We start from the raw sequence: 14,687 nt of genomic DNA, 5'->3' as shown, positions 1-14,687 counted from the left end.
GATGTCACATGCCGTTCCGTTGCCCCCCGGCCAAGCCCGTCTGGCCCCGCGCCTGCTGATCGGTCTGGCGGTGGTGCTGACCCTGCTGATCGTGGTCGCACCGCTGACCTATATCTTTGTGCGCGCCTTGGCGCAGGGCTGGCAGGTTTATGCGTCGAACATCTTGAACCCGCTGACGCTGCACGCGATGTGGCTGACCACCATCACCGCGCTGATCGTGGTGCCGCTGAACATCGCCTTTGGCGTGGCGGCGGCATGGGCAGTGGCGCGGTTCCGCTTTCCGGGGCGCGGGCTGTTGGTGACGGCGATCGAGATTCCGTTTTCGATTTCACCGATCATCGCCGGGATCTGTTACCTGCTGCTGTATGGGCGGCAGGGGCTGTTGGGACCATGGCTGGCCGATCAGGGCTGGCAGGTGATGTTCGCCCTGCCCGGTATCGTGCTGGTTACGGCATTCGTCACCGCCCCCTTTGTCGCGCGCGAAGTGTTGCCGCTGATGCAGGCGCAGGGGTCGGAACAGGAACAGGCGGCGCTGACCCTTGGCGCCAGTGGCTGGACCATGTTCCGCCGCGTGACCCTGCCCAATATCAAATGGGCGCTACTGTATGGCGCGGTTCTGTGCACGGCACGGGCGGTGGGCGAATTTGGCGGCGTGTCGGTGGTGTCGGGGAATATCCGTGGGCAGACCAATACGTTGCCCTTGCAGGTCGAGCTGATGTTCAACGATCTGAACACCACCGGAGCCTTTGCCGCCGCATCGACGCTGACGCTGATCGCGCTGGTGACGATGGGGATCAAGACGGCGCTGGAATCGCGGCGGGGATGAGATCCCAACCTAACCGTTCTCAGTCGTCACCACGCCGAATTGCGAGAACCAGCGAACGCGCAACACTTAGGACAGGCACTCCCACCAATGCTATACTGACTTGCCACGGCACACCTACCCATGCCGTAACAGCAGCCAATATCAGCGCAGCTAAGGAAATGCCGGTTCCTAGAAGTTGTCCCCGCCTACCAGCGTGAACTTCGGCGGGAACGAGTATGCGTTCCATCTCTATGCGGTGCCGCTGCTCGTTTTCTGCCATCCGAAGGATGCGCTCTGGCGCATCGGGGACGATCCGCCCATATTCGCCGAAGTCTTGCGGTCTAGGCAAAGCGCCAGATCAGCTTCGCGAAACCGCCAACGTTACAACCTCACGTGTGCCGTCTGAATGAATAATCTCGCCTTGTTCAGTCTGTAGTGACTGGTCAGCTTTCGGCAGGCTTTTGCTCAGCTCTGAATCGTCTGTCGGCACGGATGAAATCTTCTCTGAGGGTTTCAAGATCATAGCTCATACTGTCGCGAAAGTTCCGAAGCCGAACACGCGCCAGATCAGAGTCGAACGCAAAATCCGAAACGGCCATACCACGCCGCACACCAGCACCAAAACCAAGAGCCCTTGGAACTATCGCTAATTTTCGAACGTGCTGTGTCATAACAATCCCCCACGGCAACAACGTATTCGCAAATCAGTCAGTTTCCACCATATGGACACATGATTGATAAAAAGTGAACAGCATTACCGGATAGCGGTCGTCAAGCTGGCAACACCAAGCGTTTCCAGCACCTTTGCCTCGATATGCGCGGCATTCAGGGCCGATGTGTCATACATCGCAAAGGGCGCGTCGTGATCGACGAAGCTGTCGGGCAGCACCATCGAGCGGAATTTCAACCCGTGGTCGAACACGCCTTCATCGGCCAGCAGTTGCGCGACATGGCTGCCGAAACCGCCGACCGCGCCTTCCTCGACGGTTATCAGCGCCTCGTGGGTGGTGGCAAGGCGCAGGATCAGGTCGCGGTCCAGCGGTTTGGCAAAGCGGGCATCCGCCACCGTGGGGGTGATGCCGCGCACCATGAGGGATTCGCGGGCTTTCATGACTTCGGACAGGCGCGTGCCAAAGGACAGGATGGCGACACGGCTGCCTTCGGCGATCATGCGGCCCTTGCCGATTTCAAGGATTTCGCCGCGTTCGGGCATATCGACGCCGGTGCCTTCCCCGCGCGGGAAGCGGAATGCGATGGGGCCGGCGTCATGGGCGGCGGCGGTGGCAACCATATGGGTCAGTTCGGCCTCGTCTGCGGCAGCCATCACCACCATGCCGGGCAGATTGGCTAGAAAGGCGATGTCATAGGCTCCGGCGTGGGTCGGGCCGTCTTGCCCGACCAGCCCGGCGCGGTCGATGGCAAAGCGCACCGGCAGGCCCTGCACCGCGACGTCATGCACAATCTGGTCATAGCCGCGTTGCAGGAACGTCGAATAAAGCGCGCAGAACGGCCGCAGCCCGCCCGCTGCAAGGCCCGCCGCAAAGGTGACGGCGTGCTGTTCGGCGATACCCACGTCAAAGCAGCGGCGGGGAAAGCGTTCGGCGAATTGTTTCAACCCGGTGCCGTCCGGCATGGCGGCGGTGATAGCGGTAATCTTGTCGTCACGTTCCGCCGCCGCGATCAGCGCCTTTGAGAAAACCGAAGTATAGCTGGGCGCGTTCGAGGCCGCCTTGGCCTGCTGGCCCGTCAGAACGTCGAACTTGGCCGTCGCATGGCCCCGGTCGGCGGCAGCCTCGGCCGGGGCATAGCCTTTGCCCTTTTTCGTCACCACATGGATCAGCACCGGGCCGGTGGCGCGCGCCTTGACCGTGCGCAGCAGCGGCAAAAGCTGGTCCAGATCATGGCCATCGACCGGGCCGATGTAGCTGAACCCCAGTTCCTCGAACAAGGTGCCGCCGACCGCCATGCCTTTCAGCATTTCCTTGGCGCGTTTCGCGCCCTCGGCGAGCGGCGGGGGCAACAGGCTGGCGACGCCCTTGGCCGCCGCCTTGAGTTCCTGAAACGGGCCGCCCGCGTAAAGCCGGGTCAGATAGGATGACATCGCGCCAACCGGCGGGGCGATAGACATCTCGTTATCGTTCAGGATCACGAACATGCGGGTGCCAAGGTGGCCGGCGTTGTTCAGCGCCTCATAGGCCATGCCCGCGCTCATCGCGCCATCGCCGATGACGGCAATCGCATCGCCCGGATCACCGCCCAGATCGCGCGCGACAGCAAAGCCAAGCCCGGCCGAAATCGAGGTGCTGGAATGGCCCGCCCCGAACGGATCGAACGGGCTTTCGGCGCGCTTGGTGAACCCTGACAACCCGCCGCCCATGCGCAGGGTGCGGATGCGGTCCCGCCGCCCGGTCAGGATTTTATGCGGATAGCACTGGTGGCCGACGTCCCAAATGATCTTGTCGCGCGGCGTGTCGAATACCGCATGCAGCGCCACGGTCAGCTCCACCACGCCAAGACCCGCGCCCAGATGCCCGCCCGTGACCGATACCGCGCTGATGGTTTCAGCCCGCAATTCGTCGGCCAGCAGATGCAATTCGCGATCCGTCAGCGATTTCAGGTCCGAGGGCAAAGTCACCCGGTCAAGGGTCGGGGTCGCCGGGCGGTGGTCTGTGGCGGTCATGGGCTGGCCCTCCGGGCGCGTCGGTCAGGTGTCGCGTTCGATAACGAAACGCGCAAGTTCGCGCAAGTTTCCTGCGTTTTCGCCATAAGGTTCCAGCGCGGCCACCGCCTGACCGGCCAGGGTCGCCGCGCGGTCGCGCGCCCCGTCCAGCCCCAGCAGCGACACGAAGGTGGCCTTGCCTGCGGCGTCGTCCTTGCCCACGCGCTTGCCGGTGGCGGCCTCGTTGCCGGTGACATCCAGAATGTCGTCGGCAATCTGAAACGCCAGCCCAAGCGCACGGGCATAGGCCACCAGCGGCGCCGGGTCGGCGCCCTCGATCAGCGGCCCGGCGGTGGCAGCGAATTCGATCAGCGCGCCGGTCTTGCCACTTTGCAGCAGGATGATCGCATCCAGATCCAGCGGCTGTGGCGCGGTTTCGGCGGCAATATCCAGCGCCTGTCCCCAGACCATGCCCTGCGCCCCCGCCGCGCGGGCCAATGCGCCGACCAGCACCAGCCGGGCCGCGTCCGGGCCGATGGCCGGGGCAGTCAACAGATCGAAGGCCAGCGTTTGCAGCGCGTCACCGGCCAGAATCGCCGTCGCCTGCGACCATTTCACATGCACGGTCGGCTGCCCCCGGCGCAGATCGTCGTCATCCATCGCGGGCAGATCGTCATGGATCAGCGAATAGGCGTGCAGCGCCTCGACCGCAGCGGCCACCGGCAGCGCCGCCGGATCAGGCACCCCATGCAGCCGCGCCGATTCCATCACCAGAAACGCCCGCAGCCGCTTGCCCCCCTGCGTGGCATAGGCCATGGCATCGCGCAATTCGCCCTGCGGCAGCGCCATGATCGCCACGTCAAGCGCCGTCTGAACCTGCGCGGCAACATCGGCCAGCCGGTCACGCATCACAACCCCTCGGCCGGGGTGGTGCCGGTCGGTTCGCCGGATTGCGACAGGGTGATCTTGTCCACCCGTTCCTGCGCCGCCTTCAGCCGCGCCTCGCAATGGGCGCGCAGGGCCGCACCGCGTTCATAGAGCGCGATGGATTCGTCCAGGCTGGCCTCGCCCTGTTCCAGCCGGGCGACGACGGATTCAAGTTCTCTCATCGCGTCTTCAAACGACAGCGCGGCAAGATCGGTCATCGGGAAAACTCCTGCAAGATCTGGACATGAGCGCGGGCTGAACGGCCAAGCGCGGACAGATCATAGCCGCCCTCAAGACAGGATACCACCGGCGCACCTGCCGCAGCCGCCGCAGTGCAGATGGCGCGGGTGATGGCGGCGAAATCGCCCTCGTGCCAGTTCAGTTCCGCGAGGGGATCGTCGGCATGGGCATCGAATCCGGCCGAAATCAGCACCAGTTCGGGGTGATGGGCATCCATCCGGTGCAGGATCGCATCCCACGCCTGCCGCGCCGTCGCACCATCCGATCCGGGTGGCAGCGGCACATTTACGATCTGGCCATGCGCCCCGCGCGTCGTCGCCGCCCCGGTCCCCGGATACAGCGGCATCTGATGGGTCGAGGCAAAAAATGCCCGCCCCTCATCCCACAGCAAATCCTGCGTGCCATTGCCGTGATGCACGTCGAAATCCAGCACGGCAACACGCGACAGCCCGTGATGATCCAGCGCCCGTTTGGCCGCGATGGCGACGGTGCCGAACAGGCAAAACCCCATCGCTGTGGCGGTTTCCGCATGATGGCCCGGCGGGCGCATGGCGACAAAGGCATTGCCCACAGCCCCCGACAGCACCGCATCCACCGCCGCATTGGCCCCGCCCACGGCCCGCAGCGCGGCCTCAAGGCTGCCCGGCGACAGATGCGTGTCAGCATCCAGCGTCACGCTGCCCGCCTGGGGCAAAGCGTCCCGCAGCCGCACAAGATAGCGGGCGGGGTGACAGCGCAGCACCTCGGATTCATCGGCCAGCGGGGCCTCGCGCCGGTCAAGGTCCAGATCGGCCAGCGCATCCAGCACGGCGGCCAGACGCGCAACCTGCTCCGGGTGGCCGGGCGGGGTGAGGTGCCCGTCAGCAGACGGATGTGTGAACAGCGCGGTCGTCATTCGGCATTTCCGGCGACCACGGCAGAGCGCGCCCGTGTATCCACGCCCAACTGAAATATGTCCGGGCGGGCATAATGGCCGGTCACGTCGAAATCGAACTTGCCCCGGATGGCATCATCGGTATCAACCTCGGCGCAGATCAGCCCGGTGTTGCTGTAATCCGGCCCGGCCAGCACCTGCCCCAGCGGCCCGATGATGGCGCTGCCCCCTCGGATCAGCACCGTGTCGGGATCATCGCCAAGCGCGCATTCGTGATCGTCGGGATAGGCTGCGCGGGTGATGCGCGGGCAGGCGGTCAGCACAAAGCAGCGCCCCTCCATCGCGATATGCTGCATCGTCGGCAGCCAGCTGTCGCGGTCATCGACGGTTGGCGCACAGTAAAACAGCACACCCTGCGCATACATATGCATCCGCAAGGCCGGCATATAGTTTTCCCAGCAGATCACCGCACCAACCGTGCCAAAATCCGCCTTGACCGCCGCCATGGTGGACCCGTCGCCATAGCCCCAGATCAACCGTTCCGCCGCCGTTGGCATCAGCTTGCGATGCTTGCCCACCAGACCGCGCGCGCCGTCGATATACAACGCGGTGCAATACAGCGTGCCGCCATCGCGTTCGATCACGCCGATGACCGTGAACACTCCGGTATCAGCGCAAGCCTCCTGTAGATGCGCCACCTCTGGCCCGTCCAGATCAACCGCCGCGCGGTAATAGCGCAAGAACGCCTCGCGCCCCTCGGGCTTGCGCAAACCGACCGGCGCACCAAAGCTGGCCCCTTTGGGATAGCCACCCAGAAACGCCTCGGGGAAGACGACCAGCCGCACGCCCTTGGCCCCGGCCTCGCGCACGGCATCCGCCGCCTGATGCGCCGCCGCCATCGCATCGTCCGGCGCACCCGGCAGTTGCGCCACCGCCACCTTGATCTTGCCCATCTTCTCCCCCTTCGTCTTTCGTTTCCCAATATCCCACGGGATCACCGGGTCCCCGCCACTGGTTCGAGGCGACCCGGAGGTGGGGTGTGAAACCCCCGGTCCTACGCGATCAGCCGGGCACCATCATGTCCCGTTATCCGCACGTCCATCAATGCCCCTTCGGGCATGTCGCGATCAAAAGTCACCTCGGCGAACTGCTCGGTCCGGCCAAGCCGGGGGCCTTCGGTCAGAATGCACCGGGACTGCCCGACCTGCGCCGCCAGATGCGCCGCCAGCGCGGCATCGCCCACAGCCCGCAGCCGCGCCGCGCGGTCCTTGATCGCGCCCCCCGGCACGCGCGGCATCCGCGCCGCCGGGGTGCCTTTGCGCGCCGAATAGGGGAACACATGCAGGAACGTCAGCCCGCAATCCCCCACCAGCCGAACCGAGTTTTCGAACATCGCCTCGGTCTCGGTCGGGAAACCGGCGATGATGTCGGCACCGAACACGATGTCCGGGCGCAGCCGCCGCGCTTCCTCGCAAAAGGCAATCGCGTCATCGCGCAGATGGCGGCGCTTCATCCGTTTCAGGATCATATCGTCGCCCGCCTGCAAGGACAGGTGCAGATGCGGCATCAGGCGCGGTTCAGTCGCAATCGCCAACATCAGGTTCTCGTCCGCCTCGATGCTGTCGATCGACGAAATCCGCAGGCGCGGCAGATCCGGCACCAGCCGCAGGATGCGCATCACCAGATCACCCAGACGCGGTTCACCGGGCAGATCCGCGCCCCAGCTTGTCAGATCAACCCCGGTCAACACGACTTCGTTAAAACCGCGTCCGACCAGCCGTTTGATCTGTTCAACCACCACGCCCGCCGGAACGCTGCGGCTGTTACCGCGCCCAAAGGGAATGATGCAAAAGGTGCAGCGGTGATCGCAACCGTTCTGCACCTGAACATAGGCCCGGTGCCGCCCGAATCCGTCGATCAGATGTCCCGCCGTTTCGCGCACGGACATGATGTCATCGACCTGCACCTTTTCGGTGTCGCCGATGAAATCCGGTCCCATCGCCTGCCACGTTTCCGGCTGCATCTTTTCGTGATTGCCGATCACCCGCGTCACCTCGGGCATGGCGGCAAAGGTTTCGGGTTCGGTCTGCGCCGCACAGCCGGTCACGATCACCGGCACGCCGGGATTTTCGCGCGACAACCGGCGGATTTCCTGCCGCGCCTTGCGCACCGCCTCGGCGGTCACGGCGCAGGTGTTCACGATCACCGCGCCTGACAGCCCGGCGGCCTCGGCCATCTCGCGCATCGCCTCGGTCTCATAGGCGTTCAGGCGGCAGCCAAGCGTCGCGAAAACCGGCGGCTTATCCATCGGCCAGCCATGCGGGTGTCAATGTGCCGCGAAATACCTCGGCCGTCGGGCCTTCCATCCAGACGCCATCCTCGCGCCAGTCGATCAACAGCCGCCCGCCCGGCACGTTCACCGTCACGCGCCGCCCGGTCAGCCCCCGCCGCGCCGCCGCCACCACCGCCGCGCAGGAACACGACCCCGAAGCCAGCGTGACCCCGGTGCCGCGTTCCCAGATGCGCAAGATGATCTGATCGGGCGACAGAACCTGCACCACCTCGACATTGGTGCGTTCGGGATACAGCGGATGATGTTCATGCAGCGGCCCGAACCGCTCCAGATCGACAAGCCCTGCGTCCGGCACGAAAAAGGTCATATGTGGATTGCCCATGCCGGTGGCGACCGGATCGCCGGTGATCGGCAGATGGTCGATGTCCACATCCCGCGCCAAGGGAATCGCTCGCCAGTCCAGCACTGGCGCGCCCATGTTCACCCGCGTCAGCCCAGCCCCCACATCTTCGGCCTGCAAGACGGTATGATCGGTGCGCAGCGCCAGTCGGTCTGCTCCCAATTCGTCCATCAGCAGCCGCGCAATGCAGCGCGTCGCATTGCCACAAGCCCCGCTGCGCGAGCCATCGGCGTTCCAGAACACCAGTCGCGCGTCGGCCGCGCCATCGGCATCGCCCTGAATCGTCGCCATCTGGTCAAAGCCCACCCCCCGGTGGCGGTCAGCAATCCGCGCAACCAGTTCCGGCGCAGGCGCATCAAGTCCCCCGCGCAGGTCGATCACCACGAAGTCATTGCCCAGCCCGTGCATCTTGATGAAGGGCAGGCCAGCTTTGTTCTGTTCACTCATGTCGCCGATATATGCCCGTCGCAATGATTCCGCCAGAAGGGTGATTTTTCCTCTTGACCCTACCCGCGCCCCCCCCTATTCAGCGCCCCTGTCGTGGGCCCGTAGCTCAGTTGGTAGAGCAACTGACTTTTAATCAGTGGGTCACAGGTTCGAATCCTGTCGGGCTCACCACTGAATTCAATAGGTTAAGGCCGCGTGCAAGACGCGGCTTGTTGCTTTGGGGCACACCGGGGGCACACCGTGATGAAAAACGGTCCCGGCGGCGATTCAGATCGTGCCCATCGTGTGCCAATGAAAGCCGGAACCAAGCGCATCTTTGGGTGGCAGGTGTTCCGGCATCTTGACACGGGGTTCCGGTTCCCGGTCGCCCCATATCGCCGCCTCAAGCCGCGCGTTCTGGTCGGCAATCTCATCTGCGGTCATGGGGCGGAAAAAACTGCCAAGGAAGCCAAAGAAGCGTCCCATCCCGTCGCCCGGCACAAACGCCGCGCCGCCTTCGCGCGGCAGGTCATAGTAATGGGCCAGATACATCTGCATTGCGGCAGCCAAATCGAACACCTCATCACCGGCCAGCACGTCCGGCAACGACAGCAGCGATGAACGCGGCGTATCGTGGCGCGGCGACCCGGCGCGCAGTCGCCGAACCACCTGCATTCTGGCGCGGTCAAACGCCTGCCTGAACGGCACCATTTCCGCCTCTGCCGCTGCGATAGACGCCCCAAAGTCTGGGATGGTCTGTTCGGCAGCATAGATGCGCCCGCCGATCAGCGACATTGCCGCGCGGCGATCCTGCGGCTTTTTCGGGTCAGCATCCGTGCCCTGCACATCAGCATCAAATGCCGAAACATAGGCCGTGCGCGCGGCCTCAAGTTCGGCCTTGTCTTGCGCGATACCCTGCTTAACCTCTGCCAGCGCGGCTTTCAGACGATCCACCTTGGCCCGCTGAGCGGCAAGGGTGTCAAACGCTTGATACATGGCGGCGCGCAGTTCCTGCGGCACATCGGCGGGCACAAAGCTAACATTCGTCATTGCCTGCCCCTCACATGATGCTGTCAGACGGCACCCATCCGCGCCCGTGCCGGTCGATATAGCCGCCGGATTTCTGGACCTGCGCGGCGGTCATCGCCTCTGCAACCGCCCCAACCACGCGGGCGATTTCCTCACGCATGATCTGCCGGACAGTTTCCGGGGTAATTTCGGTGCCATCGGCTGGCATGTTCTTTATGATGGTGCGCATTTTCTTTCCTTTCCGTTCTTTTGCGTGAGGCGACGCGGGTTCAGATGCGCTTTGACAGGCTCAATATCCAAAGCGCTTTCATACGACCTGAACCGAAAGTCACAGCCGGGACAGGCCCGCCAACGGCGAACAAACGTCCCCTCATTCACCGAGGCATAGACACCGGACCTTTCGCCGCATTTCGGGCAGGCAATCATAGCTTCCAATCCCATGCTGTTGTCGCCGCCTTTTGTATCGCGTCAGGCCAGTTTTCAAAATCTAGGCAGCAGAATGATTTTCCACATGGTGGATAATTTCCGGGTTCCGCGATGGGAAAACGACTGCGCCACGCAGGAAGCAATTTACACAACCATAGGGCGATCAATCGGGTTGAGAGAACCGCGATTTTTTTCCGAACACCCCCCCCATTGAACCCCCCATATGAGCGGGCATGGGCGCTGTTGCTGATCCGCATCATGTGTTGCTGCGACAACGCAGTCCTGCCGGGTCGGGCGTGTTTTCGTATCGCTGTATAAGGCTATGCCTGCAAAAAAGCGTAACAGCGTAACGCGGCCTGCTATTTATTTGACACAAAATAGAAAAAGGCGTTACGGTTTGCGATTTTCGGCGCGTAACAGAGCGTAACAAGCGTAACAAAAGGTCAGCATAGATGGCTCATCTGTTACGCTTGTTACGCTTGTGTTACGTTTTTTTCGGCAGAATCGTAACACATTTTTCAATTTAATATCATGTATTTACTGGAAAATTCATCCCTCTGTTACGCTGTTACGTTTTTTACAGGCATTCTCACACGCGCGATCCTGATCTGATCATCGTGCTGAACCTACTGTGACACAAAAAAACGCGGGCGACGGCCTGCACTGCGCCCGCGCATGGCAACCCTTCCTTGTGGGTCAATCCTGATCGAACAGCTTATCGCTTACAGGATACAGGCGGAACGTGCCGCGTTCTGACGGCACCCGGATGACTGCCGCCGCCGACCCATCGACCCCGACTAAAAGCCCATCTGCCGCCATGCCCTTAATACTAGCCCTGAAGTTCAGCCCTTCCAGAACGCTGCGCAGCGATGACGATAGGAAAAAGTATTCATACCTGCGCCCGGATTGACTTCCACCGGGCTGTTCGCGCCGGAACCCGCTGCGGCTCTGGACAGGATGCGGGGGTGTATTGTCAAAGTCCTGAAACCGACTGCCGCCGTATTGATCTATGAATGATCGCACCCGGCGCGCAGCCTGATAGGTCTCTGCCGACCCCGCGCCGCCGCGCGCCCTGATCCATGCTTCAAAACAGGTCAGTGCAGCCCGGTCGATTTCGCCTCTTGTGAAAGGCAGAATGCCATAACTCCACGCAAGCGCCCCCGCCGTTGCCGCAAGGGCAAAGCGATGTGCGACACGATCAACGGCGGGCGACGCACCTTTCTTCGCCAGCAGACCGCGCATCCTGCGGATATTCTCTTGCGCAAGACCTTCCACGCGCACTCGGTCTGGAACCAACTTTTCAAGATAGGCCCGCGCAGGTGCGCCGTAGCACCGCATGGCGGCGGCTTTGAAATGTTCAGACAATGCCGCTGGTGAAGCAAAGCCGTTCAGCACCTCGCAAATCCCCATCTCAGCGTCAGCATCCGCCGGAATTTCCACGAAACGCGCCTCTTGCCCGTCTTTCAGCACAAACGCGCCCCGGCCCTCTGCCAGCTTTTCCAGCATACCGATTTCGCCGGTGGACAGCGCGCTAATGCGCCATTGCGACAGCGCCCGCGCCGCGCCGCCCTTATCCATCCGCGACTTTCCCGCACCCTGTGCCAGCATGTAAACGGCCCGCTGCGCCGCGCCCGCTTCGGACTGCCCCAGTTCATCCAGACAGATCAGGGTATCGGAATGTTCCTGCGCCTTGCTTTCCAGCGCGTTATCGGTCGCCCGCCATGTATCACGGAACCCGTGCAGCCCGCCGCCGCCCCAGAACGAACCGGCCACGGTCAGCATTGTGCTTTTCCCGATAGATGACGGCCCGCTGAAATGGAAAACCCCACCTTCGCCGCCAATCAGGCGCATCAGAGGCCCGACGCAGGCGACGGACAGCGCGAACACAAGGCGGCTATTCCACCGGCACGGTTTGGCAATCTGTTCCTTCCATTCTGCCAGCGTTCCCTTGACCTGATAGGGGCTGCGCGCGCCCGATGACGCAGGGTTGTGATAGACCACGGACGGCCCGGCCAGATCATCTTGAAAGCTGGCGTCGGGCAAGACAAACGCCCCGGTTTCGTCGTGCCAGCCGGTGCGATCTGCGGCGATAAGTTGGCGATCTGGCTGCGCTTCCATCAGGTAATCCAGCAGCCGGTCGCGCAGCCGCGCGCCCGCTGGCAGGGTTGCCCCAAGGGATGAAAGCACCCGGAACACCCCGGCCCGCGCGCCCTCTGCAATATCCGCAGCCGTCAAGATCGTTCGGTTCCGCTGGCCGGTCGGGCTGACCACGCAGACCATGCGCCCCCATCCCGTGCCATCGCCAGCCTGCGTTATCGCCTCGACATGGATGGGCGTTGACAGTCTCACAACGTCCTGCACCGCGTCCCCGTCCTTGTTGGTGCGTTCAGCGGTATAGAACACGCCCTTTTCATTCACATAGAACGGCCAGCCTTCGCTGTTCAGCAGTCGGGCCGGGGGTTCCGTGCCAAAAGGTTGCGCCCCGGTTAGCACCCGGCGCACGGCCTCAATCCCCGCCGCGCGGTGCAGATCGTTAAAATCCTGCCCCGGATCAGGCGGAACCACGACCGAGACCGCATAGCCCGCGCGCACCAACGCCGCCGCCCGCGTTTCTGCTGCATCCCGGCCAGCCTTGTCATGGTCAGCGGCGATGATGACGCGCGGCGCATGGTCAAGGGCTGGCGCTGCGGGGGACTTGCCATCTTGGCGGGGATTTCCCGCGCCCGCGCCCATCGCGCCCATTTCCTGCGCGGGGGATTGGTCATCTTGGCTGTGATTATCCGCGCCCACAGCTATCGCGCGCCCATCCGCCGCGCACGGACTGTCAGCACCCCGCGCCGGGGGCGGTAACACCACGGCCTTTATGCCGCCTGCGCTTAGCGCCGCCCAGACCGGCCCGACGCCCGCAGCGGCCAGCGATAGCCCGGTTTCTATCCCTTCGCACAGGATCAGCGGCCCGCCCGTATCGCCCGCGCCAGACAGGCGCACCGCGCCACCAGACACCGGGCCAAGCATCATCTTTGCGTCGTGCCCCTCTGCCGTCAGCTTGCCGCCATCCGCCGCCAGAAAGGTGCGATGCACGGCCCGGACTTCATCACCCGGCCAGACGGTCACGCCGCCAATCATGGCCGGGATTTTCTGTTTCAGCCCACCGTGCCAGCAATCCGGCGCGCAGCGGATGAATGCTTGCCCGGCGGCAGACAGGTCACGGCCCGCCAGATAGGTTTCGGCCAGCGTCCCCGCAGCGGGGCGCACGCCGCGCCAGATTTCCGCCGCCTTGTCCGCCGCCCATTTATCCCTGTCGCGGCGCTCTTTCGCCTGTTTTTTCCGGCGCGCATCTTGTTCCGCGCGGGTGATTTCCGGCACATCCGCGCCCGGACATTCCCGGCGCAACCAGTCCACCACCGCCGCGCCGGTCAGCCCGGTTTCGCGGCGGATCAGGTCATAAGCTCCACCCGTATCGCCGGTTTCGTGATCTGTGAACACGCCCTTTTCCACGTTGACCGACAGAGACCCTTTCTTTCCCCATCGCCAATTCTTGCCGCCGCCGTGCTTTTCATCCGGTTCCCCGAACAAGGCGCGCGCCACGGCTGGCATTGAGGCTTCCCAATCTATCCGGGTGCTGTTTTCGTATCCCATTGCTTTACCTCACATTCCCGGCCTGCCAGCGGCGGCGGGAATTGTTCCGTTCGGCCATGACAGCACACCCCGGCGGCGTTGCGCCCGGTGGAACCGTCCGGCCATTTGACCCAGTGAAACACTGACCCAAGGGGCGCGCGGGCAAGCCCGCGCTTCTCAAGCCGCGCAAGCGCGGCAAGTCCCTTTTTGGGTCAGATCATGCTTCCCGATAGTTCGCCCCAAGCCCGGCAAGGCGGTAAATGTCGCGCTTTGTGCTTTCAACAATCGGTCGATTGCCCATTTCCATGTCGCCCGCCATCATAATCTTGACCGCCAGCCCGCGCGGGGTGTTGGCCGGGACTGTGGCGGCTTCATCCGCCATGCCATCGACCAATTCACCAATAAGATCAGATGTTTCTTCGCTTACGTCGTTGCTTATGACGACATTACGCGCTGCGTTCCAATGGCGGAACAGCACGATCAATTGCGCATCACCTTGATTGCTGGCGACGACCCGGCGCGCATCGTTTACGGCGCTGCGCATCAGGTTGGTTTCGGGGGTGATCTGGCTCATGTCCATCACCAGCTTGATCGACAGGTCAAGGTGATTTCTGGCCGGGATTTTTGCCGCAGCGGCGCACAGGTCGCGTTCACGCTGCCACAGCAATTTCGCTTCCCATTCCGGCGTTGCCGGATCATCCAGACGGCGGATGATCGCGTCCCATTGGTCGAAAATGCCGGTCAGGGTGGTGGGTGTTTGGGTGGTTTCGTTCAGGTCAGACATGGTTAGCCCCTTGTGTTTCAATGTGAAACCGGCCCGCCATAGTGGTAAACTGGTGGGCCGGACGAGCGGGGATACCACTGCCGCACACAAGGAAACGGCCCGCTTTCGCGGCCCCGGACGCCCGACCCATAGGCGCAGGACATGCCTGCGGATATGGCAAAGCCGCGCGGAAACGGCGCGGCTTACAGCGCCTTGTGTTCTGGCGG

The 14,687-nt window shown here is 63.3% G+C and carries 14 protein-coding genes and 1 tRNA gene; 2 read left to right on the top strand and 13 right to left on the bottom strand.

Features of this window, described 5'->3' with window-relative positions:
* Window position 1: 1 nt before the first annotated feature.
* Window positions 2–826 carry a sulfate ABC transporter permease subunit CysW gene (gene cysW, locus Q4G22_RS07415; protein ID WP_303385268.1) on the top strand — a complete coding sequence of 275 codons (825 nt, stop codon included), beginning with the start codon at window positions 2–4 and terminating at the stop codon, window positions 824–826.
* A 19-nt stretch (window positions 827–845) separates the two neighbouring features.
* Here cysW and Q4G22_RS15720 read toward each other — a convergent pair whose 3' ends face one another.
* The 9 genes from Q4G22_RS15720 to dapF all read right to left on the bottom strand — a co-directional run bounded on the left by Q4G22_RS15720 (window position 846) and on the right by dapF (window position 8,645).
* On the bottom strand, window positions 846–1,154 hold the full coding sequence (locus Q4G22_RS15720; RefSeq protein ID WP_368661467.1) for a DUF2335 domain-containing protein: 309 nt from the start codon (window positions 1,152–1,154) through the stop codon (window positions 846–848).
* 94 nt (window positions 1,155–1,248) lie between these two features.
* The gene (locus Q4G22_RS07410) at window positions 1,249–1,476 is read right to left on the bottom strand and encodes a hypothetical protein (RefSeq protein ID WP_303385267.1); all 228 of its coding nucleotides are present in this window, start codon (window positions 1,474–1,476) and stop codon (window positions 1,249–1,251) included.
* A gap of 83 nt (window positions 1,477–1,559) precedes the next feature.
* A complete protein-coding gene (dxs, locus tag Q4G22_RS07405) occupies window positions 1,560–3,485 on the bottom strand; it encodes a 1-deoxy-D-xylulose-5-phosphate synthase (protein WP_303385266.1) in 1,926 nt (641 codons plus the stop codon).
* 24 nt (window positions 3,486–3,509) lie between these two features.
* On the bottom strand, window positions 3,510–4,373 hold the full coding sequence (locus Q4G22_RS07400) for a polyprenyl synthetase family protein (protein WP_303385265.1): 864 nt from the start codon (window positions 4,371–4,373) through the stop codon (window positions 3,510–3,512).
* A complete protein-coding gene (locus Q4G22_RS07395; protein WP_303385264.1) occupies window positions 4,373–4,609 on the bottom strand; it encodes an exodeoxyribonuclease VII small subunit in 237 nt (78 codons plus the stop codon). Before Q4G22_RS07395 ends, Q4G22_RS07400 begins: the two co-directional genes overlap by 1 nt.
* Window positions 4,606–5,526: a histone deacetylase family protein gene (locus Q4G22_RS07390; protein ID WP_303385263.1), complete on the bottom strand. Its 921-nt coding sequence runs from the start codon at window positions 5,524–5,526 to the stop codon at window positions 4,606–4,608. The genes Q4G22_RS07395 and Q4G22_RS07390 overlap by 4 nt, the downstream gene beginning before the upstream one ends.
* Complete coding sequence (locus Q4G22_RS07385; RefSeq protein ID WP_303385262.1) at window positions 5,523–6,458, bottom strand: carbon-nitrogen hydrolase family protein; 936 nt, start codon at window positions 6,456–6,458, stop codon at window positions 5,523–5,525. The genes Q4G22_RS07390 and Q4G22_RS07385 overlap by 4 nt, the downstream gene beginning before the upstream one ends.
* 101 nt (window positions 6,459–6,559) lie before the next feature.
* Complete coding sequence (mtaB, locus tag Q4G22_RS07380) at window positions 6,560–7,813, bottom strand: tRNA (N(6)-L-threonylcarbamoyladenosine(37)-C(2))-methylthiotransferase MtaB (RefSeq protein ID WP_303385261.1); 1,254 nt, start codon at window positions 7,811–7,813, stop codon at window positions 6,560–6,562.
* Window positions 7,806–8,645, bottom strand: a complete 840-nt coding sequence (gene dapF, locus Q4G22_RS07375) for a diaminopimelate epimerase (RefSeq protein WP_303385260.1) — start codon at window positions 8,643–8,645, stop codon at window positions 7,806–7,808. Before dapF ends, mtaB begins: the two co-directional genes overlap by 8 nt.
* Before the next feature lie 95 nt (window positions 8,646–8,740).
* On the opposite strand from dapF, the gene Q4G22_RS07370 reads away from it, so the two are divergent.
* Window positions 8,741–8,816 (top strand) — tRNA-Lys (locus tag Q4G22_RS07370).
* A gap of 96 nt (window positions 8,817–8,912) precedes the next feature.
* Here the strand turns inward: Q4G22_RS07370 and Q4G22_RS07365 are convergent.
* The 4 genes from Q4G22_RS07365 to Q4G22_RS07350 all read right to left on the bottom strand — a co-directional run bounded on the left by Q4G22_RS07365 (window position 8,913) and on the right by Q4G22_RS07350 (window position 14,481).
* Window positions 8,913–9,674, bottom strand: coding sequence for a hypothetical protein (locus tag Q4G22_RS07365; protein WP_303385259.1), 762 nt, complete (start codon window positions 9,672–9,674; stop codon window positions 8,913–8,915).
* Window positions 9,675–9,684: 10 nt separating this feature from the next.
* Complete coding sequence (locus tag Q4G22_RS07360; protein WP_303385258.1) at window positions 9,685–9,882, bottom strand: hypothetical protein; 198 nt, start codon at window positions 9,880–9,882, stop codon at window positions 9,685–9,687.
* Between the two features lie 893 nt (window positions 9,883–10,775).
* Complete coding sequence (locus Q4G22_RS07355) at window positions 10,776–13,676, bottom strand: TOPRIM and DUF927 domain-containing protein (protein ID WP_303385257.1); 2,901 nt, start codon at window positions 13,674–13,676, stop codon at window positions 10,776–10,778.
* Between the two features lie 238 nt (window positions 13,677–13,914).
* Window positions 13,915–14,481, bottom strand: a complete 567-nt coding sequence (locus tag Q4G22_RS07350; protein ID WP_303385256.1) for a hypothetical protein — start codon at window positions 14,479–14,481, stop codon at window positions 13,915–13,917.
* Between the last annotated feature and the right edge of the window lie 206 nt (window positions 14,482–14,687).

This window comes from Paracoccus sp. (in: a-proteobacteria) (assembly GCF_030538655.1).
Lineage (GTDB): Bacteria > Pseudomonadota > Alphaproteobacteria > Rhodobacterales > Rhodobacteraceae > Paracoccus.
This window is presented reverse-complemented; position numbering and strand designations above follow the sequence as displayed.

What these genes read in the sequence shown, in the direction of transcription:
- cysW (WP_303385268.1), top strand. Translation starts at nt 2, where the DNA reads ATGTCACATGCCGTTCCGTTGCCCCCCGGCCAAGCCCGTCTGGCCCCG.
- Q4G22_RS07410 (WP_303385267.1), bottom strand. Translation starts at nt 1,476, where the DNA reads ATGACACAGCACGTTCGAAAATTAGCGATAGTTCCAAGGGCTCTTGGT.
- dxs (WP_303385266.1), bottom strand. Translation starts at nt 3,485, where the DNA reads ATGACCGCCACAGACCACCGCCCGGCGACCCCGACCCTTGACCGGGTG.
- Q4G22_RS07400 (WP_303385265.1), bottom strand. Translation starts at nt 4,373, where the DNA reads ATGCGTGACCGGCTGGCCGATGTTGCCGCGCAGGTTCAGACGGCGCTT.
- Q4G22_RS07395 (WP_303385264.1), bottom strand. Translation starts at nt 4,609, where the DNA reads ATGACCGATCTTGCCGCGCTGTCGTTTGAAGACGCGATGAGAGAACTT.
- Q4G22_RS07390 (WP_303385263.1), bottom strand. Translation starts at nt 5,526, where the DNA reads ATGACGACCGCGCTGTTCACACATCCGTCTGCTGACGGGCACCTCACC.
- Q4G22_RS07385 (WP_303385262.1), bottom strand. Translation starts at nt 6,458, where the DNA reads ATGGGCAAGATCAAGGTGGCGGTGGCGCAACTGCCGGGTGCGCCGGAC.
- mtaB (WP_303385261.1), bottom strand. Translation starts at nt 7,813, where the DNA reads ATGGATAAGCCGCCGGTTTTCGCGACGCTTGGCTGCCGCCTGAACGCC.
- dapF (WP_303385260.1), bottom strand. Translation starts at nt 8,645, where the DNA reads ATGAGTGAACAGAACAAAGCTGGCCTGCCCTTCATCAAGATGCACGGG.
- Q4G22_RS07365 (WP_303385259.1), bottom strand. Translation starts at nt 9,674, where the DNA reads ATGACGAATGTTAGCTTTGTGCCCGCCGATGTGCCGCAGGAACTGCGC.
- Q4G22_RS07360 (WP_303385258.1), bottom strand. Translation starts at nt 9,882, where the DNA reads ATGCGCACCATCATAAAGAACATGCCAGCCGATGGCACCGAAATTACC.
- Q4G22_RS07355 (WP_303385257.1), bottom strand. Translation starts at nt 13,676, where the DNA reads ATGCCAGCCGTGGCGCGCGCCTTGTTCGGGGAACCGGATGAAAAGCAC.
- Q4G22_RS07350 (WP_303385256.1), bottom strand. Translation starts at nt 14,481, where the DNA reads ATGTCTGACCTGAACGAAACCACCCAAACACCCACCACCCTGACCGGC.